Origin of the sequence: Oribacterium sp. WCC10 (assembly GCF_900113415.1) — a bacterium.
In the GTDB taxonomy this organism is placed as follows: Bacteria; Bacillota; Clostridia; order Lachnospirales; family Lachnospiraceae; genus Oribacterium.
Window position 1 is genome coordinate 1 of sequence record NZ_FOPH01000010.1, and the last position, 22,938, is coordinate 22,938.

The window sequence follows — 22,938 nt, forward strand, 5'->3', positions numbered from 1 at the left end:
TATCCCATCGCAAGAGTAAGACCCCTTGAAGACTACGAGGTAGATAGGGCTAAGCTGTAAGTGCTGTAAAGCATTCAGGTGATAGTTACTAATAGGTCGAGGGTTTGACCAATGTGGTTTGGTTGCTGGATAACAGATGGATTACTGAGAATAAGTTATTTGCATTCGGTACGCAGTTTTCAAGGCACGATACTTCTTTTGATCTTCGATTAAAAGAGTCGCACGGCTTTGGGCAGTTAAAGGGAGTCGGAAAGATTCCTACAAATTAAAACATATTCCTTCATAGCTCAGTCGGTAGAGCACGCGGCTGTTAACCGCGGTGTCGTTGGTTCGAGTCCAACTGGAGGAGTTGTGCCGGTATAGCTCAGTTGGTAGAGCAACTGATTTGTAATCAGTAGGTCTTCGGTTCGAGTCCGAATCCCGGCTTTATCTTGAAAATCCAAGATGATGGAACCGTAGCTCAGTTGGTTAGAGCAGTCGGCTCATAACCGATCGGTCCAGGGTTCGAGTCCCCGCGGTTCCATTTAAGAGATAATCTTTATTGATTATCTCTTTTTTTGTATTTATCATGAGCCTCACTAATAATCAGAAATACATATAGCCGGAGCTGTCGAAAAAAATCCAACAACTCCGGCTTATTTTAACATCTTTTTCTGAGTTATCTTTTATTCTGAAAACTGAAGTTTAGTTCTTTTCAACTTATAACGCTTTTACGGCATTCTTTCCACTGTTCTTCACCATATAGAGTGCCTTGTCAACACGCATAAGCGTATCATATATCTTTTCATTTGGGATATACTCCGTAACTCCAAAACTCATAGAAATCCGGCGACTCTCTTTAAATTGCATTTCCTGAACAGCAATACGCAATACTTCTGCAAAAGATGATGCCTCCTGAACATTTATATCAGGAAGAAGTATCATAAATTCTTCTCCTCCCCAGCGTCCCAGAGATGCCGCAGGATGCAAACGTTCGATGGTACTTTGAATAACATAAGTCGCAGTCTTCAAAACATTATCACCCTCAGCATGACTGTAAACATCATTTATCTGCTTGAAATCATCAATATCCATCATTATCAGCGACCATGTTTTACCGCACTTGCTCGACAGGAAACACTCATCAATCTTTCTGGTTATTTCACCACGATTATAAACACCTGTAAGCGCATCTGTTGTAGCCTGTTTCAGCAGAATCGTAAGCTGTTCATTGGCATCCTGTAGTTCACCGGTCATGGTATTGATAAAACTCGCCAGACGGCTTGCAAGAGAGAGTACACCGGAATCTGTATCAGTATACCCGCATTCAGGATGATTTGTAATTTCACCTTCTCTCATTGATACAACTACCAACGAAAGATTATTAAGATACGTCTTTCCCTGATACCTTAGTATCTCTCCAAGAAAACACGCTCCCGACATAGGGGCAATTGTAAAGAATGGAGAAATGTCTATACTTGCGTCCTCACCCCAAAACAGCTTTCGTCCAAGACAATTGCACATAATCAGTACTTCCGGTCTGAAATCTGCAGTTGCCTTAACCTGTGCCCGAACATCCTGTCTTATAGCCTCCGGATCTCCATAAGAAAATCTTACTGTGCTTCCTTCAGGCACAAAAGAAGACATAACTATAGCTCCGTTTTCTGTACTGCTTTTTGCATGACGGATGTAAGTATCTCCATTAGGTTCTGTGATCTCAAAAGGAAACTCCAGGGCATTGTAGAAAAAATTCCTGTCATTAGGTATCTTCAGATATCGCTTGTAGATATTGTAGGCCGGTTCATCATTAAGCGTGTATATCACATCTTCAACAGAATGAGTCACCTTTATTGGAAAACCTATATGTTTCCATCCGTTGACGCGACTCGTCATGATATGAAGATCCGTTCCGCAATAAGTTGTAATAAGAAATGCATCTATCATGGAGTGATCATCGCTGGACGCAACATAGGACGGACATCCGTCATCACTGACCGCAACACCTCCGAAGATGGAAATGCTTTCCGGCAGTTCATCCAAAACATCCATAAGAGAAAACATCTTTTCCCAGGTTAATGCTGAGATTACCTCTATACCACATAGATTTGGCTTCGTAAATATTTCTTTTCGGAGTATCTCTTTGGTCGTTTCCGGATCTTCCATAGACAGAAGCCTTATCTCTGCATCACTGTTTTTATCTTCAAATACTGTTAGTGTTACAGTAAAGGAATTCTCTGTTATCTTTTGATCTGCTATTACACCGGCACCCGAAAAAACGGCAAATGCCACATCCGGGAGTATTTCTCTGAAAAGCCCTGTTATCTCCTGATAAACAGGATATGATTCCGGCATAGCATCGTATCTCTGAAAAATGTGCGCAATAGCCTTATGATTATCTTTTTCAAGCTCTTTCTTCCATTCAAATAAGGTTTCTCTGAGCTCTTCCTTATTCGTATATATCGTCTGTATCTGTTTCATTGAATGACATAATCCTCTCAAAAGCCATTTTGCCACTACTACAATTCTTTTCGACAAAATGTTCCGGTAATATAAAACTGTTTAATTCTAAATAAATACATAAACAAATGTATTTTACCTTCATATACGATTTCTAACCGGCTTTTGTTAGCAGTATCTCTTGCAGAGTGCTAACAGCGGTGTTATACTACATTTCGTTGATCATACTAACTAAGATGTTTGACAGAAATGTGAATTGGTTAGAATCACATTTTCCGGAACTTATCAAAAAGTACCGGATTATGTAGATTATCGGTACATCAAATAATTAAGTATCTGTCTGGTGATACATTGTAAAACCGCGAAGATTCATAACTCTTATTGCAAAGTATATGCATGATACCTAATTCAAGTTGTGCCGGCATAAACATTATCCTGTACATCATAACAATTATTAGAGAGGTGTTTTTAATGTCTAAGAAGGGTTCATTATCAATCAATTCTGAGAATATTTTTCCTATCATAAAGAAGTGGATGTATTCTGATCAGGATATTTTTGTACGTGAAGTAATTTCTAATGCCTGCGATGCCATCACCAAGCTTGACAAGCTTAGTCTCATCGGTGAGTGGACAAAGCCTTCCGACTACAAGGGAAGAGTAGATGTTATCGTAGATTCAGATAAGCGTACCGTTACATTCAAGGATAACGGTATCGGAATGACTGAGGAAGAGGTTGATAAATACATCAATCAGATCGCTTTTTCAGGTGCAACAGATTTCATTAACACATATAAAGACAAGGCTAATGATGATCAGATCATCGGACACTTCGGTCTTGGTTTCTATAGCGTATTCATGGTTGCCGACAAGGTTGAGATTGAAACTCTTTCCTATAAGGAAGGTGCTAATGCAGTTCACTGGACATGCAGCGGCGGAACAGATTTTGAGATTACAGACAGCAGTAAGACAGACATCGGTACAGTGATTACACTTCATCTCAATGATGACGCACTCAAGTATGATAATGAGTGGGCAATGAGAGAGATTATTGATAAGTATTGTTCTTTCATGCCTGTAGAGGTATACATCACCAAGCTTCCTAAGGATTCTGAAACTATCGATGCAGACAGGAAGCTTGATTCCGATATTGTTCTTGAGGAGATCCCTGAGAAGACAGAGACAGACAAGGATGGCAAGGAGACAAAGACTCCAGCTCAGGTAAAGATTGAAAAGCGTCCTGTACTTCTCAATGACACACATCCGCTTTGGACAAAGTCACCAAGCGAATGCAAGAAGGAAGACTATATTGAATTCTACCACAAGGTATTCCACGATTATAAGGAGCCTCTGTTCTGGATTCACCTCAACATGGATTATCCATACAACTTAAAGGGTATCCTTTATTTCCCTAAGATCAACATGGAGTACGAGTCAGCAGAGGGAACCATCAAGCTCTACAACAATCAGGTATTCGTTGCTGACAATATCAAGGAAGTTATCCCTGAGTATCTTATGCTCCTTAAGGGTGTTATCGATTGTCCGGATCTTCCTCTTAATGTTTCAAGATCTCAGCTTCAGAATGATGGTTTTGTGAAGAAGATTTCTGATTATATCACAAAGAAGGTTGCCGACAAGCTTTCAGGCATGTGCAAGGTAGACCGTGAGAATTATGAAAAGTATTGGGATGATATTGCTCCATTCATAAAGTATGGTTGCCTCCGTGATGACAAGTTCTGTCAGAAGATGACTGACTACATCCTCTTCAAGGATATTAACGGAAAGTATCTGGCTCTTCCTGAGTGCCTCGAAGTAAACAGAATAGATGTTGAAAAGGACACTGCTGAAAGTGAGAATGCTGATGCCAAGACAGAGGAAAACACAGATACTGTAGTTGAGTCAGAGGATAATGCTTCTGATAAGGCTAAGGAGGAGAAGAACAAGGTCATCTACTACGTTACAGATGAGGTTCAGCAGAGCCAGTATATCGCAATGTTCAAGAATGCAGGTAAGGATGCCGTAGTTCTTCCAGAGCGTATCGACCAGCCTTTCATTTCTGAACTTGAGGCTAAGAATCAGGGCGTTCACTTCAGAAGAATCGATGCAGACCTCACTGATGAGTTCAAAGCAGAGATATCTGATGATGAGCAGAAGAACCTTGATGAAAAGTCAAAGACTCTCGAAACCGGGATCAGAAATGCTACAAAGAAGGAATCCCTCACTGTCAAGCTTCAGAAGATGACTCAGGATAAGACTGCTGCCATGCTTTCAATCTCTGAGGAAGGCCGTCGTATGAACGACATGATGAAGATGTATGCAATGCAGGGTATGGGAATGGGCGCTATGCCTGTTCAGGAAACTCTCATCCTTAACACAGAACATCCACTTGTTAAGTTCCTTATGGAGAATGGTGAGGATTCAGGTAAGAAAGAGACCATCGATCTCATTTCCGAGCAGCTGTATGATCTTGCAAGAATCCAGCAGTCACCACTTCCTGCTGAAGAGATGGCAAAGTTCATTGAGAGATCAAATGACATCCTTTTGAAGATGGCAGAGTAAATCCGAATAACACGCCGGTTAATACATTTATAATTATAATCCGTATTGTTTCTGACTCCAGTCCCTGAAACAGTACGGATTTCTTTTACTTAAAATGCCCTCCGGAAATGTCAAATAAATATCAATCCCATGACTATCGGGCCTGTTGTTGTGTCAATGCAATATAATTCCAAATTAGCATCTTAAATTCTGTAATATTACAGCGTTTTTACAGACTTGACGGAGATATTTGCATTTAATATAATTCTGAGTGTTGCCATTATAGGATTACGTTGAAAGGGATTTGAGGATGAAGCGAATGGGATTTTCTGATACTGTTCACTGCGAAGCATTTTCTGCCCTCATATCATCCGGTCTGCATGTTCTTCATGCGATTTTCTGCGCGTCTGTTTTTGCGTATGTTTCTATCGGAAATGGTGTAATCTGCCGTAATGCAATCAAGAATATAGTGTAACCTAAGGGGAACAGCTTTATGCTGTTCCCCTTTTCTGTTATGTGAAAAAGGAGAATTATGAGAAAAGTTGCTGTCATCATGGGAAGCGATTCTGATCTTCCTGTTGTAGAAAAAGGCATTTCTGTACTCAAGGACTATGGCGTTCCTGTAGAGGTGCATGTTTACAGTGCACACAGAACACCTGAGGAAGCCGCTGAGTTTTCAAAATCAGCAAGAAAGAACGGATTTGGCGTCATCATTGCTGCTGCCGGCATGGCTGCACATCTTGCAGGTGCCATCGCTGCCAACACAACACTTCCCGTCATCGGTATCCCTTGTTCATCTAAGGTGATGGATGGCATGGATGCACTTCTTTCCACAGTTATGATGCCACCCGGAATTCCTGTTGCCACAGTTGGTGTCAACACAGCAAAGAATGCGGCGCTTCTTGCGATAGAAATCCTTGCTGTGGAAGATGAGAGCCTTGCCAACAAGCTGCAGGCTGAACGTGATGAAAATCACAGGAAGATCATCGAGAAAAATGCGGCTATAGAAGCTCAGTTCAACTAATTTTTTTGATTTATTTATTAAGGAGATTTATGGGTAAACTTCATGAGGAGTGCGGTGTTTTTGGTATTTATTCAAGAACCACCAAGCCATTAGCACGTCTTACATACTACGCACTTTATGCTCTGCAGCACAGAGGTCAGGAATCTGCAGGTATCGTTGTTAACGATGAGGGTCTTTTCCGTTTCCGCCGTGAACTTGGTCTCGTTAGTGAGGCTATGCCGTCAAGTGAGATAGAGCGTCTCGGCAACGGTCAGATGGCGGTAGGTCACGTACGCTACGCCACCAGCGGAATAACCAATCGTATCAACACTCAGCCTATAGTTGTTAATCATGTTAAAGGCCGTATGGCGCTTTGCCACAACGGCAATCTGGTTAATTCTTATGAACTTCGTTCTGAGCTTGAAATGAACGGCTGTATCTTCCAGTCAACTACAGATACAGAAGCTATCTCATATATCATAACAAGAGAACGTATCAAAACCGGTTCTATCGAACAGGCGGTTAACAATGCTCTCGATAAGCTTCATGGAGCATATTCTCTTGTAATCATGTCTCCGTCTAAGCTCATCGCAGCAAGAGATGAGCATGGTTTCCATCCTCTCTGCTATGGAAAACTTGAGGACGGTTCTGTTGTTTTTGCCAGCGAGTCCTGTGCTATCGAGGCGGTAGGCGGAAAGCTGGTTCGCGATGTAGAACCGGGCGAGATCATAGTTGTGGATCACAACGGAATCCGCTCGATCAAGGATCATTGCAATAAAGTAAAGCGCTCGATGTGCGTTTTCGAATATATCTACTTTGCCCGTCCGGATTCCATTCTTGACGGAGCTTCAGTACATGAAGCACGTGTACAGGCAGGTCGTTATCTCGCACAGGAACATCCTGTTGATGCCGATGTCGTTATCGGTGTACCCGATTCCGGCCTTGACGCCGCAGTCGGTTACTCACGTGAGTCCGGCATTCCTTATGGTATCGGTCTTCTCAAGAACAAATATATCGGTCGTACCTTCATCGCTCCTGGCCAGACCGAGCGTGAAAACCTCGTACGAATCAAGCTCAATGCCATTCGTTCCGAGATAGAAGGTAAGAGAGTTATCCTTGTAGATGATTCGATAGTTCGCGGAACAACAAGTGAACGACTGGTACGTATAGTAAGAGAAGCCGGCGCAAAGGAAGTTCATATGCGAATAACAGCACCTCCGTTTATGAACCCATGCTATTACGGCATAGATATTGATTCCCGTGACAATCTCATCGCCTGTCATCATTCAGTGGAAGAAACAGCAAAGATTATCGGTGCTGACTCCCTCGGATACATCTCGGTTGAAAATGTAATCAAGATAGCGGATCCTACAGGTCAGAAAGGTTTCTGTACCGCCTGCTTCGACGGAAAGTATCCTACTGAGATTCCTTCCGTAACTTCAAAGAACCGCTTTGAAGAGAAGATCTCAAAGGAGTGGAGAGACCAGCATACTATTAAGTCTTCTGAGCATATTTCAGACGGCGAGTATATCGAGAAATTTGATGATTGATAACAAAACTCTGACAAAATCATCTTTTCAATAGAGTCTTTCACATTATCCGTTTTTTACAAACTTAAATACGGCGTCATCCTTTCATAATCAAAATATGCATAGAGTGACGCCTCTTATAAAGGAGTAATCATGAATACAAAGAGCTATAGCGAAGCATACAAGGATGCAGGTGTTGATATCACAGCAGGATACAAGTCCGTTGAGCTTATGAAGCAGTATGTTGCAAAGACCATGACCGAAGGCGTTTGTTCAGGTCTCGGTGGTTTCGGTGGCCTCTTCGAGCTTCCTGAGGGCTATAAGCACCCTGTTCTTGTTTCCGGCACAGACGGTGTAGGAACAAAGCTTAAGATTTCATTTCTTATGGAGAAATATGACACTGTTGGTATCGACTGTGTTGCCATGTGTGTAAATGATGTCATCTGCTGTGGTGCAAAACCGCTTTTCTTCCTGGACTACATTGCATGCGGTAAGAATGTTCCTGAAAAGATCGCTGACATCGTCAAAGGTGTTGCCGAGGGCTGCGTACAGAGTGACAGCGCTCTCGTAGGTGGCGAGACAGCAGAGATGCCAGGTTTCTATCCTGAAGACGAATTCGACCTTGCAGGTTTCTCCGTTGGTATCGTTGATAAGGACAATATAATCGACAACAACTCAATGAAGGAAGGTGATGTCGTTATCGCCCTTCCAAGCTCCGGTGTTCATTCCAATGGTTTCTCACTGGTAAGAAAGGTTTTTGATATCGATAACATCAGCAAGGAAGAGCTTACAAAGCCACTTGCAGATCTTGACGGCAAGTCTCTTGGAGAGGCACTTCTCACACCTACAGTAATCTACGTAAAGCCTGTTCTCAAGCTTCTTGAGAGTGTTAAGGTCAAGGGCATCAGCCATATCACAGGCGGAGGTTTCTACGAAAACATCCCAAGATCTATTCCTGACGGCTTCGGTGCAAAGATCAAGATGGACGATGTAAAGGTCCTTCCTATATTCAGGCTCATCCAGAAGACCGGTGACATCTCAACACGTGATATGTTCAATACCTACAACATGGGTGTTGGAATGAGCGTTGTGGTTTCAAAGGAAGATGAGGAAACGGCACTTAAGGTTCTCAGAGAGAACGGTGTAGAGGCTTATCACCTCGGCGAGATCGTAAAGTCAGAGGACAAGGTAATTCTCGAGTAATCAGTATTTCATTACTATACTTTCCAATGTTTATATGCATGAGTAAGAACACTCTCTTATGCATTTCATATCTATAATTTCGGAGGACAATTATGGCAACATATGACGTAGCAAATCTCGGTGATCTTCTTAAAAACAATGAATATCCCGGCCGAGGAATCGTGATTGGCAAGTCAGAGGATGGAAGATCCATCGCCATCGCATACTTCATCATGGGTCGTTCAGCGAACTCAAGAAACCGTGTATTCACAGAGGATGGTGACACAGTGACCATTTATCCTGCTGATTCCAGCAAGGTTGAGGATCCAAGCCTAATCATATACAGCCCGATAAGAAAGATAGGCGACAATCTCATTGTTACAAACGGTGACCAGACTGACACCATCTATGATTTCATGAAGGACGGCAATACCTTTGAGGAGGCTCTCGAGACAAGAGAGTTTGAGCCGGACGGTCCAAACTGGACTCCCAGAATCAGCGGTGTAGTTACCCTCGATGATTCAGAGAGCTACAAGATGTCCATCCTTAAGTCACAGGACGCTGACGGTACTGATTGTGCGAGATATACATTCTCATACAAGCTCCAGAATGGTCTCGGCCATTTCATTCACACCTACAAGGAGAATGGCAATCCTATCCCTACCTTCGAGGGTGAGCCAGAGCGCGTAGCCATCCCGAACACAGCAGAAGAGCTTAAGCAGCTTATCTGGAACAATCTTAACGAAGAGAACAAGATTTCTCTTTACGTTCGCTATATAGACATTACCGGCGGAAACATCGAGAACAAGCTGGTTAACAAGTTTGAAAAGATCAATTGACAGCATCAAATCAGATTGGCATCTTTACGTCAGAATTAAATGATAAAACTTGAGTTTACAGAGGAGAACACCTATGAAAGAATTTGAATTAAAGTATGGAATGAATCCAAATCAGAAGCCTGCAAAGATCTACATGCATGACGGATCAGAGCTTCCTATCGAAATCCTGAACGGTCGTCCCGGTTACATTAATTTCCTGGATGCTCTAAACAGCTGGCAGCTTGTTTCAGACCTTAAGGAAGCAACAGGTCATGTGGCTGCTGCATCTTTCAAGCACGTTTCTCCTTCAGGTTCTGCCATAGGCAGAAAGCTTTCAGACAAGCTTAAGAAGGCCTGCTTCGTGGATGACATCGAGGGACTTGATGATTCACTTCTTGCATGTGCTTATGCCAGAGCCCGCGGTGTTGACAGAATGTCTTCCTACGGTGACTTCATCGCTCTTTCAGATATCTGCGATGCGACAACTGCAAGGATCATTCATCGTGAGGTTTCCGACGGTGTTATCGCTCCGGGATACACAGATGAGGCCCTTGAGATTCTTAAGTCAAAGAAGAAGGGCGCTTATAATGTCATAAAGATCGATCCTTCATACAAGCCTGCTGCCGCAGAGCACAAGCAGGTATTCGGTGTGACCTTCGAACAGGGCAGAAATGACTACAAGGTTACGGATGAGGCATTTGCAAATATCGTAACAAAGAATAAAGACATCCCTGAAGAAGCCCGTCTCAATATGACTATCGCCCTTATCACTCTTAAGTATACTCAGTCAAACTCAGTAGCTTATGCCGAGGATGGTCAAACCATAGGTGTCGGTGCCGGACAGCAGTCAAGAATCCACTGCACACGTCTCGCAGGCGACAAGGCTGACCACTGGCATCTCCGTCAGAGTGACAGAGTTCTCGATCTTCCTTTCAAGGATGGTCTGAGAAGAGCTGATCGTGACAATGTTATCGACGTTTATCTCTCAGAGGAGTGTGATGATGTTCTCGCTGATGGCGCATGGCAGCAGTACTTCACTGAGCAGCCGGCACCTTTCACAAGAGCCGAGCAGAAGGCATATCTTTCTAAGCTCACAGGTACAGCTCTTGGTTCGGATGCATTCTTCCCGTTTGGCGACAATATCGAGCGTGCACGTAAGTCCGGTGTTTCCTATGTGGCTGAGCCGGGCGGATCTATAAGAGATGATCATGTAATAGATACTGCGGATAAGTATGATATGGTGGTTTGCTTCACCGGTATGAGACTGTTCCATCATTGATTGTGAAATGGGCCGAGAAAATGCCCGGGCGGGCGCCGGCTCACTCGATTGATATCACATCCTGCTCGTCATGTTCGTACTGAACGCACTTTGATAAGTGCGTTCAGATACGTACATTTCTTCGCAGTCTGTGCTCTCAACTCGCAAGCCTTGGCTCCCATCCCGTACATTTTCTCTCACACAGTTTATACCGATAATTCGGTAATAACTAACAACCTGATATTAAACGGAGAAGCAAAGTAATTATGAATAATAAAACGAAAATTGCGGTGTTGGTCAGTGGCGGCGGTACTAATCTGCAGGCGCTGATTGATGCAGAGAAACGCGGGGAGATTCCTGACGGAGAGATTACCTTGGTGATTGGTTCAAGGCCCGGGATCTATGCTCTTGAGAGGGCTGAGAATGCAGGAATAAAGCATGAGGTTGTTGAGAAGGATGAGGAGAGGCTTATAAGTGTTCTTGAAGACAACGGTATCGAGCTTATCATCCTTGCGGGATACCTTACTATTCTCAGTGAGAATTTCACAAAGAAGTATGCTGACAGAATCATTAACATTCATCCTTCACTTATCCCTAGTTTTTGCGGAAAGGGTATGTACGGGCTGAAGCCTCACGAGGCGGCTCTTGCAAGGGGTGTTAAGGTTACCGGCGCCACGGTTCATCTTGTTAATGAGATTCCCGATGGCGGACGTATCCTTCTTCAGAAGGCCGTAGACATTGAGCCCGGTGATACTCCGGAGGTTCTTCAGAAGCGTGTTATGGAACAGGCTGAGTGGAAGCTGCTTCCGAAAGCCGCTGAGATGATGAGCCTGGAAATACGGGAAGCGAAAGCATAACCTCGATAATTTTTTAATGGGTCGAGAAAATGCCCGGGTGACACCCATCCCGGACATTTTTTCTCACATTTCAAATACTGAAATATAGTTTAGTAATTAATCATATACCTGTCGTGTCAAACAGACTCGTATATGTTTTCGGAGGTAAGTTATGAAGATAGGTGTTGTAGGTGGCGGCGGTCGTGAGCACGCCATCATTAAGACATTAAAGAAGAATGCTTCTATCGAGAAGATTTATGCGATTCCGGGTAACGGAGGAATTGCAAAGGACGCCGAGTGCGTTCCTGATATAAAGGCTACCGATGTTGCTGCTGTTGTAAATTTCTGCAAGGATAAGGCTCTCGACTACGTGGTGGTTGCTCCGGATGATCCTCTTGTCGCGGGTACTGTTGATGCTCTCAAGGAGGCAGGCATACCTGCTTTCGGTCCTGAAGCAAAAGCTGCCATCATCGAAGGTTCAAAGGTTTTCTCCAAGAACCTCATGAAGAAGTACAACATACCGACTGCTGCTTACGAGGTCTTTAATGACATCGAAAAGGCAGAAGAGTACGTTAAGACCTGTCCGATTCCTACAGTTATAAAGGCTGACGGTCTTGCGCTTGGTAAAGGTGTTATCATTGCAGAGACGCGCGAAGAGGCTCTCGATGGTATCAAGACCATCATGGAAGATAAGAAGTTCGGCGCTTCCGGTGATCAGATAGTTATCGAGGAATTCCTTGAGGGACCTGAGGTTTCTGTTCTCAGCTTCACAGACGGCAAGGTTGTGGTTCCCATGATCTCATCCATGGATCACAAGCGTATCAACGACAACGACGAGGGGCTCAACACCGGCGGCATGGGTACCATAGCACCAAACCCATACTACACTGAAGATGTAGCAGCTGAGTGTATGGAAAAAATATTCAAGCCAACCATCGAGGCCATGAATAAAGAAGGACGAACATTTAAGGGTTGTCTCTACTTTGGTCTCATGATCACAAAAGATGGTCCCAAGGTCATCGAATACAACTGCCGTTTCGGAGATCCCGAAACTCAGGTTGTACTTCCGCTTCTTGATTCAGATCTCCTCACCATCATGCAGGCTACAACAGACGGTACGCTTGCAGAAACTGAGGTTAAATGGAAGAAAGGCTCTGCCTGCTGCATCGTTGAGGCATCCGGCGGATATCCTCTTTCCTACAAGTCAGGCTATGAGATCACCGGTGTGGATGAAGTTGATAATGTCTATGTTGCAGGCGCCGATCTCAAGGACGGAAAGCTCTACACCCACGGCGGAAGAGTCCTCGGAGTGGTTGAGACAGCACCTACCCTTAAGGAAGCCATTGATAAGGCATACGAGAGTGCATCAAAGGTTACATTCCAGGATATGCACATGAGAAAAGATATAGGCCAGCGAGCACTCAAAGCACTTCAATAACAGTGATTTTTTATATTGATAGAATGAAATAACCGAAGAAAATGCGAGGGATATATGCCAAGGCTTGCGAGATTTATCAGCGTTTCGTAAGAAATGCTGATGCCACCAGCCGGCGAGGCTGTTTCGGCGTAAGCCGAAATCAACCGAAAATGCCTGCGCGTAGCGCATTTAAATGGCATTTTCTCATTGTATCTCGTGAGCCGGCGCATGCGCTCGAGCATTTTCTGACCGGAATACAATACTGATAAGGAGAAACCAATGGTAAATCGAGTTTATGTTGAGAAAAAGGAAGGTCTTCGTCACGAGGCACAGGGGCTTCGTCATGACATCCGTCACATACTTCTCATTAAGAACCTTACAGACGTACGTCTTTTAAATCGTTACGATGTTGAGGGACTGGATAAAGAAACATTTGAAAAAGCTACACAGCTCATCCTGAGTGAGCCGCAGCTTGATAATGTCTACGCAGAACTTCCTGAACACAAGGATGCATATGTATTTGCAGTAGAGTTCCTTCCCGGACAGTTCGATCAGCGTGCAGATTCAGCAGCTCAGTGTATCCAGATCCTTACAACAGGAGACCGTCCTAAGGTTCGTTCCGCAAAGGTATATCTCCTTTACGGTGATCTCACAGAGCAGGAGATATCCGATATCAAGAAGTACGTTATCAACCCTGTAGAAGCAAGAGAGGCTTCCCTCGATACCTTTGATACTCTGGATGTTAAGTACGATATCCCTACAGAGGTAGATACTCTGAAGGGCTTCATTCAGGCTTCAGAGGATGATCTTCAGGCAATATTAAAGGATATGGGTCTTGCCATGGATCTTGACGATCTCAAGTTCTGTCAGAATTACTTCAAGAGCGAGGATCGTGATCCATCCATCACAGAAATCCGTATGATCGATACCTACTGGTCAGATCATTGCCGTCATACAACCTTCCTCACAACCATCGATGATGTTTCCTTTGAAGACGAGCAGCTTAAAGCTTCCTGGGATCGTTACATCAGTTCCCGCAAGGACCTTAACCGTACAAAGCCGATCAACCTTATGGATATAGGAACTCTTGCGGCAAAGGTTCTCAAGAAGGAAGGTAAGCTTTCAAAGCTTGATGAGTCAGAGGAGATCAACGCCTGCACAGTTAAGATAAAGGTGACGGTTGACGGAGAATCTCAGGACTGGCTTCTTCTTTTCAAGAACGAGACTCACAACCATCCTACCGAAATCGAGCCTTTCGGTGGTGCCGCAACATGTATCGGCGGCGCTATCCGTGATCCTCTTTCAGGAAGATCCTATGTATATCAGGCAATGCGTGTGACCGGTGCTGCCGATCCGACAGTTTCTGTTAAGGACACCATGACAGGAAAGCTTCCTCAGCGAAAGCTTGTTACCACAGCTGCCGACGGATACTCAAGCTACGGTAACCAGATAGGTCTTGCAACAGGTCTCGTTGATGAGCTTTATCATCCGGGCTATGCTGCAAAGCGCATGGAGATCGGTGCAGTCGTTGCTGCCGCTCCTGCTGAAAATGTTCGCCGCGAAGTGCCTGCTGCCGGGGATGTAGTCATTCTCCTGGGCGGACGTACAGGTCGTGATGGTATCGGCGGTGCAACAGGTTCTTCCAAGTCACATAATGTTGAGTCTCTTGAGAAGGATGGCGCAGAGGTTCAGAAGGGTAATGCTCCCGAAGAGCGTAAGCTTCAGCGTCTTTTCCGTAATGCAGAGGCTTCAAGGCTTATCAAGCGCTGCAACGATTTCGGTGCCGGCGGAGTTTCCGTTGCCATCGGCGAGCTGGCTGACGGTCTTGACATTGACCTCAACAGGGTTCCAAAGAAGTACGAAGGTCTCGACGGAACAGAGCTTGCCATCTCAGAGTCACAGGAGAGAATGGCTGTAGTTGTTGAACAAAAGGATATGAACCGTTTCATGGAACTCGCTCATGAGGAGAACCTTGAGGCTACACATGTGGCTACAGTAACAGATACAAACAGACTTATCGCACACTGGAACGGCAAAGACATTATCAATCTGTCACGTGACTTCCTTAACTCAAACGGAGCAGAGAAGCACATCACAGTAAAAACTTCTGCCGGCGAAAGCATTTACCGCGAGGTCAAGGGCAGCTTCAGTGAGAACATGACAGCTCTTTCAGAGGATCTCAATGTCTGCTCAAAGAGAGGTCTCAGTGAGCGTTTCGACTCCACCATCGGTGCCGGAACAGTACTTATGCCATTCGGCGGAAAGAATCAGCGCACACCTATCCAGGCTATGGCTGCCAAGATTTCCGTTGAGAAGGGTCACACAGATGACACTTCCGTTATGGCTTACGGCTACAATCCTTTCATCACAGAGAAGAACTGCTACAAGGGTGCATATCTTGCAGTAGTTGAGTCTGCGGCAAAGCTTATCGCAACAGGTGCAGGCTTCGAGGACACTTACCTTACTTTCCAGGAGTATTTCGGAAAGCCTGGTCACGACAGCGCACGTTGGGGCCAGCCTCTTGAGGCGCTTCTCGGTGCCTTTGACGCACAGCTTGACCTCGGAATCGCTGCCATCGGCGGCAAGGATTCTATGTCCGGAACCTTCGAGAAACTGGATGTTCCTCCAACCCTTGTTTCCTTCGCCATCACAACAGAGGATGCGAAGTACATCACAAGCCCTGAGTTTAAGGGAGCAAACCACAAGGTACTGTGGCTTAAGCCCGAGTACAGAAATGAGCTGCCCGCAAAGGAGAGTCTCCTTACACTTTTCGACTACGTTCATAAGCTCGTGACAGATGGAAAGCTTGCTTCTATTTACACACCGACTTACGGCGGAGCAGCAGAGGCAGTTCTCAAGCAGTGCATGGGTAATGATTTTGGCTTCGCATTTGCCGGAAGCCTTTCAGTTCAGGATATCTTCGGATATCAGTATGGAAGCTTCATCCTCGAGCTTAATGACAGAGCAACTCTTGATGAGATTTACGCAGCCTCAGAGCTTAAGGATAAGGGCATCATCATCGCTGACCTTGGTGAGACAACAGAGGATGCAGAGATCCGTTACAATGACGAGGTTCTGAAGCTTTCAGATCTTTGTGAAGCTTACGAGGATAAGCTTGAGAAGGTATTTAAGTGCAACATGAACCTTGATAAGGATGCATCGCCGGAAGAGTCTGATGTTACAATAGCCGATTACTCCGAGGAGAACTGGGTGGCACCGGCTGTACAGGTTGCAAAGCCAAAGGTTCTTATCCCTGTATTCCCGGGTAACAACTGTGAATACGATTCAGCAAAGGCTATGGCTGATGCAGGTCTTGAGCCTGAGATAGTTGTAGTCAGAAATATGACAAAGCAGGATATCGCAGAGTCTGTCACTGAGGTTGCAAAGCACATCGAAGAGTCACAGCTTATCTTTATCCCGGGCGGTTTCTCAGGTGGAGATGAGCCGGATGGTTCAGCCAAATTCATTACCTCTTTCTTCAGAAATGAGGCAGTTAAGACAGCAACCATGGATATGCTCACAAAGCGTGATGGTCTCATGCTTGGTATCTGTAACGGTTTCCAGGCACTTATAAAGCTTGGTCTTGTACCGTTTGGTGAGATAAGAGATACAGATGAACATTGCCCGACTCTCACCTTCAACACCATCAGCCGTCACCAGTCAAAGATTGTTAATATAAGAGTCGCTTCCAATATGTCTCCATGGCTTGCAGATTCCGAGCCGGGCGAAATCTACAGTGTGCCGGTTTCACACGGTGAGGGACGTTTCATCTGCGAACCTGAACTTTTCAAGAAACTTGTTGAGAACGGTCAGATTGCAACTCAGTATGTGGATCTCAATGGTCACCCGACTATGGATATCCAGTTCAATCCTAACGGTTCCTACTATGCGGTTGAGGGTATCACTTCACCGGATGGAAGAGTACTTGGTAAGATGGGACATGCCGAGAGATGGGGTCACAGCCTCTACAAGAATGTTCCGGGTAATTACGATATGGGACTTTTCAAGGCAGCAAAGGAATACTTCGAATAATTATTGTATCCTCTCCACTTGTGTGGAGAGGATTTTTATTATGTGAGCCAAGGGACAAAGGCCTATCCCAAAGAGCACGAAGTGGAGCGTAAACTCCATGGAAGTGCGGAATGTGGGAGACGAGTGAGAGTGTGAAGCACGAAACTCCTCTATTTTACTCATTTGTCGGGAGACTCATTATGTGAATCCGCCAACTTGACCCCTCAAAGGTATTGCATTAATTAAATTTATTGATATAATTAGATGTAGTTTTGATTACTACATACGGTTGGATCGATGCGGATGTGCGTTATGCTAAGTGAACGCTGATTAAAGCGTTTCACTGGCCGGATTTTCGATGCGAGGCATCAATTTCCATAATAAATCCGTGCCCCGACGCCGGAGGCTCTATGGAAACACTGATTAATCAGTGTTCCTCCAGAAATAACCGCTTAACCCTGCAATACTTATGAGGAGGTACATTATGCATTTTAAAGACAATTCTTTACTGCTTAAGATAAAAGATCCCGGAAGTTTTCTCACTCATTATATAGCCATGATACTGTCGATATTCGCGGCAGTTCCTCTGTTTTACAGAGTAGCTCAGCATCCAAGCATCGAGCGCATCCTTGCTTTCGGAATATTTGCATTGAGCATCGTGCTTCTGTATGCCGCAAGTGCAACATATCATCTCTTCGACATATCTCCGAAGGTAAATGATACTCTGAAGAAGATAGACCATATGATGATATATATGCTGATTGCCGGCAGCTACACTCCGGTATGTGCCATCGCACTGGGAGACAGTACCGGATGGGGACTTCTTGCAATAGTATGGATACTTTCCGTCATTGGCATGACTGTGAATATCATATTCATTCATACTCCAAAGTGGCTTAATTCCATCATCTACATCGCACTTGGCTGGGCATGCATATTTGCCATATTCAAGATAAAAACAGCATTGACCGGCCCTGAATTCTGGCTTTTGTTTGCAGGTGGAGTCATTTACACCATAGGCGGAGTCATTTATGCTCTCAAGCTTCCGATATTCAAACACCTTCCTGGATATTTCGGAAATCACGAGATATTCCACTGCTTTGTTATCGCAGGATCCATGTGCCACTATGGCATGATGATAATGCTGGCAGGCTGACAACAACTGTTCAGCCTGACATGATTTTCAGAATAGCCAAAGAGGAGTCCGGGCGCCTGTCATGGCTGAACTGTTACACCGGCAACAAGTTTCATTGCCAATCTTAATGAAATCTCTATGAAAATCGCATTGACATATGATATATTTAAAAGACATATAGGCATATTTATGTCTTTTATATTTAAGTCAATGGGGGACTAAAATGAAACAGAAAAATATAATCGCTCTCGGAGTGATTGCGGTTGGTGTTGTTGCCGCAGTAGTTACAGGTTACCAGTCAAGGAACCTCGGAACATCAAGCAGTGTTGCAAAGAGCCAGATTCCCGGTGATGCAGTGACAGTAGAAGGCACAGCACAGGGCATGGACGGTGATGTCAAGGTTGAACTTATCCTTACAAGAGATAAGATTTATTCCATCAATGTCACAGAGCAGAATGAAACACCTAATATCGGTACCATGGCCGTAGATCAGCTTCCTGCAAGTATCTTTGAGGCCAACAGCCTTTCTGTTGATGCGGTTACAGGTGCAACCGTAACTTCAACAGCCATTAAGAATGCTGCTGCCCAGGCTATCGAAGCTGCCGGTTTTGATCCTGCAAACTTCGGTTACACTAAGGAAGAGAAGAAGGAAGTCACAGTTAACCTTGAGGACATCCCTGCTGATGCTGTGACAGCAACAGGTGAGGCTCAGGGTCTCGGTGGTCCTGTTACTGTTGAGATCACTGCTACTGCAGACAGAATCTACAATGTTGTTGCTACAGGCGATAATGAAACACCTGGTATCGGTACAAAGGCTCTCGAACAGCTTCCGGGTGACATCATTTCCGCGAACACAGTTGATGTAGATGCAGTATCGGGTGCTACAGTAACTTCCGACGCTATCAAGGAAGCCGCCAGGAAGGCTCTTGAGAGTGCAGGTTTTGATGCCGCTTCTTACAAGGGTGGTCAGTCAGCATCCAAGGTTGATCCAAAGGACATCCCTGCTGATGCTGTGACAGCAACAGGAGAGGCTCAGGGTCTCGGTGGTCCTGTTACTGTTGAGATCACTGCTACTGCAGACAAGATCTACAATGTTGTTGCAACAGGCGACAAGGAGACTCCAAATATCGGAACTATGGCACTTGAGCAGCTTCCCGGTGAGATTATTTCAAAGAACAGTATCAGCGTTGACTCTGTTTCGGGTGCTACAGTAACATCTGATGCTATCAAGAATGCAGCTGCCGAAGCTCTTAAGAGCGCAGGCTTCGATCCCGAGTCATACAAGGGTTGATATCGGCACAGTTCCGGTACAGCATTTTTAATTATGACGTATTGAAGTTCAATTAAAGACAATGTTGTACGATGTCCGGATATAGTCCCATTGTTCCGGACACATAAAGTAAGTCTCAAAGCATTTGTCATTCACCGTTTATCACTGACACATATCCGTGTGAAATGTGCTTAATTCTCAATATGTTTTTAAAGATCCGCATGTCCATATGGACATGCGGATTTTTTTGATACAATTATTTTCAGAAAAATGTGACCTGCCTGTTTCATTTTCTGTGTATATAGATGAAGGACAAAAATACCGGGTTTACCTGATGCCATCACATCCCAATGGATCCGTGAGTCTGGATCAGTACCCATAACAGAATGAACAGTTTGTCCCGGAAAACAAGGAGAAGCAAATGACCGATCAGGAAATCATAGCGCTATATTTCAAAAGATCAGAATCAGCAATCGAAGAAACAGAGAGAAAGTACGGCAGCTATTGCCACTATATCGCCATGAATATACTTTACAACGACGAGGACAGCAAGGAGTGTGTCAATGACACCTGGCTTAACACCTGGAATGCCATACCACCAGCAAAGCCATCTATACTGAAGACATTTATCGGAAAAATCACGAGAAATCTGGCTCTTAATCTTTACGAGAAGCAAAATGCCAAAAAGCGCGGCAAAAGTGAAACCAGCTATGTTCTGGATGAACTTTCAGAGTGCCTTGCGGACGAAAAAGTATCTCAGCCCGAGGCAGTTGCAGAAAGATTGACATTAACAGAATGTATCAACCAATTTCTTGAAAAGCAGCCAACAGATGCAAGGAAAATTTTCGTCAGAAGATACTGGTATGTTGCATCTGTCAACGAGATAGCTGCTGAATACGGATTCAGTGAAAGCAAAGTAAAAATGACATTGAGCCGCATGAGAACTGCCCTGAAAAATGAACTGGAACAGGCCGGAATCTGCATATAGTACCGGATAATACTTGAGATTGGAGATAACATGAAAAAAGAAAAAGAACTTATGAAAGCCATCGGAGATATCGATGAAAAATATGTGGCAGAAGCTGCTCCGGAAAAGGTGATACGGATGGCAGCAGGACGCAGATGGAAACCCTACTACGCGGTGGCCGCGGCAGTGGTCATAATCATTGGCTTCGGCGCATATCTTGCCGTAAACAATCAAGGCAGCACACAGATGGCACCGGAAATGGTAAAAGAGGAAGCCTCAGAAGGAGAACAGGATATCATGCTTCAAAAGGAAGCACCGGAAGGAGCACAATATAGTATGTCGGAAAATGCAGGTGTCACATCGGATCTGCCCGGTTCAGGCAACGATGACGGCACCGCCAAATCCGGTATGAAGAAAGCATTACCTGATGCGACAGCACCGGACACTGAAGCAAGGCTCTATATAGGAAGCGAAGAAACTGCAGGAAACTCTGACGTTGATGCTGATGCAAGGTCAAATGCAGCAAGCCCTGAAGCCGGCACCGATAGCAGAGTGATGACAGCCAATCCATGGAAGGACAGTGATACACTTAAAGAAGCTGAAGCAGATGCCGGATTCGAGGTAAATATACCTGATAGATTCAAAGATTTTGCTCCGAGCTGTTACCGCTCCATAAAGAATGATATAATTGAGATAATATATACCGATTCAGAGGGAAATGAGGCTTTCCGCATAAGAAAATCCGCAGGAACGGACGATATAAGCGGCGATTACAATTCGTATGAATCAGAGAAGAGTACCTCAGTTGAAGATAAGACCGTGAATATAAAGAGTAATGGCAATGATGTGTACGTTGTGACGTGGTGTGAGGGTAATTACACATATGCCATTGATATAGATGAAACACAGCATTTTACCGAAGAGGATATGCTTGAACTTGTGAAGGCAGTTTCCTGAGTAAGTAATACTGACAATACATGGAAAAACAGCCGGTACCATAAGGTTCGTGATCATTATGGGACTCGGCTTTTATGGGAAAGGAGTATAGAATGAGAAAAACAGCACGTAGACCATTTCATATCAGGACATGGCATCAGATTATAGCCATAGGAACTGCAGCCTTACTTGTTATGGCAACCGTCACCGCCTGCGGACATGGTTCATCTTCAGCCTCCAGTGCCAAAAGCAACAGCGCGGGAGCGTACGATGATTATGGTTTAACCGGAGATGCAGCGGCACCGGGCATGTTTTCTGCCAAAATGGCAGATTCCGAACCGATGGAGATGGCGGAAGCCGACGACTATGATTTCAATGAGAACTCAGGATCAACCACATCCGGAAATGCAGGCGATACTGTTGCAGCAGAAAAAATACCTGAAGACCGCAAGCTTATAAGAAATGTCAGCCTCACTTTTGAAACCACCGAATTCGACAAGTTCGTGACTGACATACAGAGAAAGACTACCGAGCTTGGCGGCTACATCGAGTCAAGTGACATTAGCGGCAGCGAAAAAACAAGTTCAAAACGCAACGCATACTTTACACTTCGTATCCCTAAGCCCCGGGTAGATGACTTCCTCACATTCACTGAATCTGAAGGAGCCAACCTGACAAGAAAATATGAGAATACTCAGGATATAACATTAAAATACCATGACACCGAGTCACGTAAGAAGGCACTTCAGGAAGAGTACGACAGACTCCTTGAACTCATAGCCAAAGCTGAGTCCGTGGATGCCATCATCGCCATAGAAGAGCGGCTTTCCGACATCAGATATCAACTCGATAACTTTGAGTCAGATCTCCGCACTTTCGACAACCAGGTGGACTACTCAACCATCAACGTTGATGTATCCGAAGCTTCTGTTTACACCCCTACACAAAAGACCGGATTCTGGGCACGTGTGCTTTCAAACCTGGAGAGCAATATCGAAGATCTTGCAGATGCGGTAACTGATTTCCTCGTTTGGCTGCTTTCCAGCCTCCCTGTATTCATAGTACTTGGAATCTTTATCGCTGTAATCTGGTTCGTGATCAGAAAGATTCTCGTATTTTTCAAGAAGAGAGCGTCAAAGCACGCAGAAAAGATGGCCGCAAATATGAAGTCCAACGGAAACATGGGTAATGTTACGAACGGAACTGCTCCAAACGCAGTTGCTCCGAATAAGACCCTTAACGGAAATCCGGCACCTGTAAATCCACCTGCAGAAAATCCGGACACATCTCAGGAACCTGTGAAGGACGAAGCAAAAGATAAGGAAGAAGTACGATGATTGGTACTTATAACCTTGTACAAAAATGACTAAAACCTGCGGCAGCCCTCACGGGTTGCCGTATTTTCATTTTTATGATATATTACACAGCAAATGTGGAACTACACTGGAGGAACAGTCCACATTAGCGCCAGGACCGTAATCGGTCGACGAGGATGACAGTTATCGAAAGACTCGGCGGATGCTGTCACGGAATTGTGAATCGAAAGAGAAAAAGGAAAAAGCGGAATTAAAACCGTAACAGAAATTTTCTCACTCACTGACATAT

16 protein-coding genes, 3 tRNA genes and 1 rRNA gene are annotated in these 22,938 nt (G+C 44.6%); 19 read left to right on the plus strand and 1 reads right to left on the minus strand.

The window, feature by feature from the left end; translation table 11 throughout:
• The 4 genes from BM294_RS08525 to BM294_RS08540 form a co-directional block, all read left to right on the plus strand.
• Positions 1-112 (plus strand): 23S ribosomal RNA (locus tag BM294_RS08525); the annotation flags it as partial.
• Between the two features lie 164 nt (positions 113-276).
• A tRNA-Asn gene (locus BM294_RS08530) sits at positions 277-349 on the plus strand.
• Between the two features lie 4 nt (positions 350-353).
• Positions 354-426, plus strand: a tRNA-Thr gene (locus tag BM294_RS08535).
• 23 nt (positions 427-449) lie between these two features.
• Positions 450-523, plus strand: a tRNA-Ile gene (locus tag BM294_RS08540).
• 176 nt (positions 524-699) lie between these two features.
• On the opposite strand, the gene BM294_RS08545 is transcribed toward BM294_RS08540, so the two are convergent.
• Complete coding sequence (locus BM294_RS08545; RefSeq protein WP_091206944.1) at positions 700-2,457, minus strand: sensor domain-containing diguanylate cyclase; 1,758 nt, start codon at positions 2,455-2,457, stop codon at positions 700-702.
• A gap of 450 nt (positions 2,458-2,907) precedes the next feature.
• On the opposite strand from BM294_RS08545, the gene htpG reads away from it, so the two are divergent.
• The 15 genes from htpG to BM294_RS08615 all read left to right on the plus strand — a co-directional run bounded on the left by htpG (position 2,908) and on the right by BM294_RS08615 (position 22,670).
• Positions 2,908-4,992 carry a molecular chaperone HtpG gene (gene htpG / locus BM294_RS08550; protein WP_091206945.1) on the plus strand — a complete coding sequence of 695 codons (2,085 nt, stop codon included), beginning with the start codon at positions 2,908-2,910 and terminating at the stop codon, positions 4,990-4,992.
• Between the two features lie 298 nt (positions 4,993-5,290).
• Positions 5,291-5,446, plus strand: a complete 156-nt coding sequence (locus tag BM294_RS15880) for a hypothetical protein (protein WP_175494606.1) — start codon at positions 5,291-5,293, stop codon at positions 5,444-5,446.
• A gap of 57 nt (positions 5,447-5,503) precedes the next feature.
• Positions 5,504-5,995 carry a 5-(carboxyamino)imidazole ribonucleotide mutase gene (purE, locus tag BM294_RS08555; protein ID WP_091206947.1) on the plus strand — a complete coding sequence of 164 codons (492 nt, stop codon included), beginning with the start codon at positions 5,504-5,506 and terminating at the stop codon, positions 5,993-5,995.
• Between the two features lie 29 nt (positions 5,996-6,024).
• Positions 6,025-7,524, plus strand: a complete 1,500-nt coding sequence (purF, locus tag BM294_RS08560) for an amidophosphoribosyltransferase (protein WP_091206949.1) — start codon at positions 6,025-6,027, stop codon at positions 7,522-7,524.
• Between the two features lie 132 nt (positions 7,525-7,656).
• Positions 7,657-8,706, plus strand: coding sequence for a phosphoribosylformylglycinamidine cyclo-ligase (gene purM, locus BM294_RS08565; RefSeq protein WP_091206952.1), 1,050 nt, complete (start codon positions 7,657-7,659; stop codon positions 8,704-8,706).
• 92 nt (positions 8,707-8,798) lie between these two features.
• A complete protein-coding gene (locus BM294_RS08570; protein ID WP_091206954.1) occupies positions 8,799-9,524 on the plus strand; it encodes an IMP cyclohydrolase in 726 nt (241 codons plus the stop codon).
• A 73-nt stretch (positions 9,525-9,597) separates the two neighbouring features.
• On the plus strand, positions 9,598-10,782 hold the full coding sequence (locus BM294_RS08575) for a phosphoribosylaminoimidazolecarboxamide formyltransferase (protein WP_091206956.1): 1,185 nt from the start codon (positions 9,598-9,600) through the stop codon (positions 10,780-10,782).
• 245 nt (positions 10,783-11,027) lie between these two features.
• Entirely contained in the window at positions 11,028-11,618 is a 591-nt protein-coding gene (purN, locus tag BM294_RS08580) for a phosphoribosylglycinamide formyltransferase (protein ID WP_091206958.1), read from the plus strand.
• A 151-nt stretch (positions 11,619-11,769) separates the two neighbouring features.
• The gene (purD, locus tag BM294_RS08585; protein WP_091206959.1) at positions 11,770-13,035 is read left to right on the plus strand and encodes a phosphoribosylamine--glycine ligase; all 1,266 of its coding nucleotides are present in this window, start codon (positions 11,770-11,772) and stop codon (positions 13,033-13,035) included.
• A gap of 258 nt (positions 13,036-13,293) precedes the next feature.
• Positions 13,294-17,046 carry a phosphoribosylformylglycinamidine synthase gene (locus tag BM294_RS08590; protein WP_091206961.1) on the plus strand — a complete coding sequence of 1,251 codons (3,753 nt, stop codon included), beginning with the start codon at positions 13,294-13,296 and terminating at the stop codon, positions 17,044-17,046.
• A gap of 463 nt (positions 17,047-17,509) precedes the next feature.
• On the plus strand, positions 17,510-18,181 hold the full coding sequence (trhA, locus tag BM294_RS08595) for a PAQR family membrane homeostasis protein TrhA (protein ID WP_091206964.1): 672 nt from the start codon (positions 17,510-17,512) through the stop codon (positions 18,179-18,181).
• A 202-nt stretch (positions 18,182-18,383) separates the two neighbouring features.
• Positions 18,384-19,451: an FMN-binding protein gene (locus BM294_RS08600; protein ID WP_091206966.1), complete on the plus strand. Its 1,068-nt coding sequence runs from the start codon at positions 18,384-18,386 to the stop codon at positions 19,449-19,451.
• Between the two features lie 400 nt (positions 19,452-19,851).
• Positions 19,852-20,418, plus strand: coding sequence for an RNA polymerase sigma factor (locus tag BM294_RS08605; RefSeq protein WP_091206969.1), 567 nt, complete (start codon positions 19,852-19,854; stop codon positions 20,416-20,418).
• 30 nt (positions 20,419-20,448) lie between these two features.
• Positions 20,449-21,354 (plus strand): hypothetical protein, encoded by a 906-nt coding sequence (locus tag BM294_RS08610; RefSeq protein ID WP_091206971.1) that lies wholly within the window; start codon positions 20,449-20,451, stop codon positions 21,352-21,354.
• Between the two features lie 92 nt (positions 21,355-21,446).
• Positions 21,447-22,670 carry a DUF4349 domain-containing protein gene (locus BM294_RS08615; protein WP_175494607.1) on the plus strand — a complete coding sequence of 408 codons (1,224 nt, stop codon included), beginning with the start codon at positions 21,447-21,449 and terminating at the stop codon, positions 22,668-22,670.
• Positions 22,671-22,938: the final 268 nt, after the last annotated feature.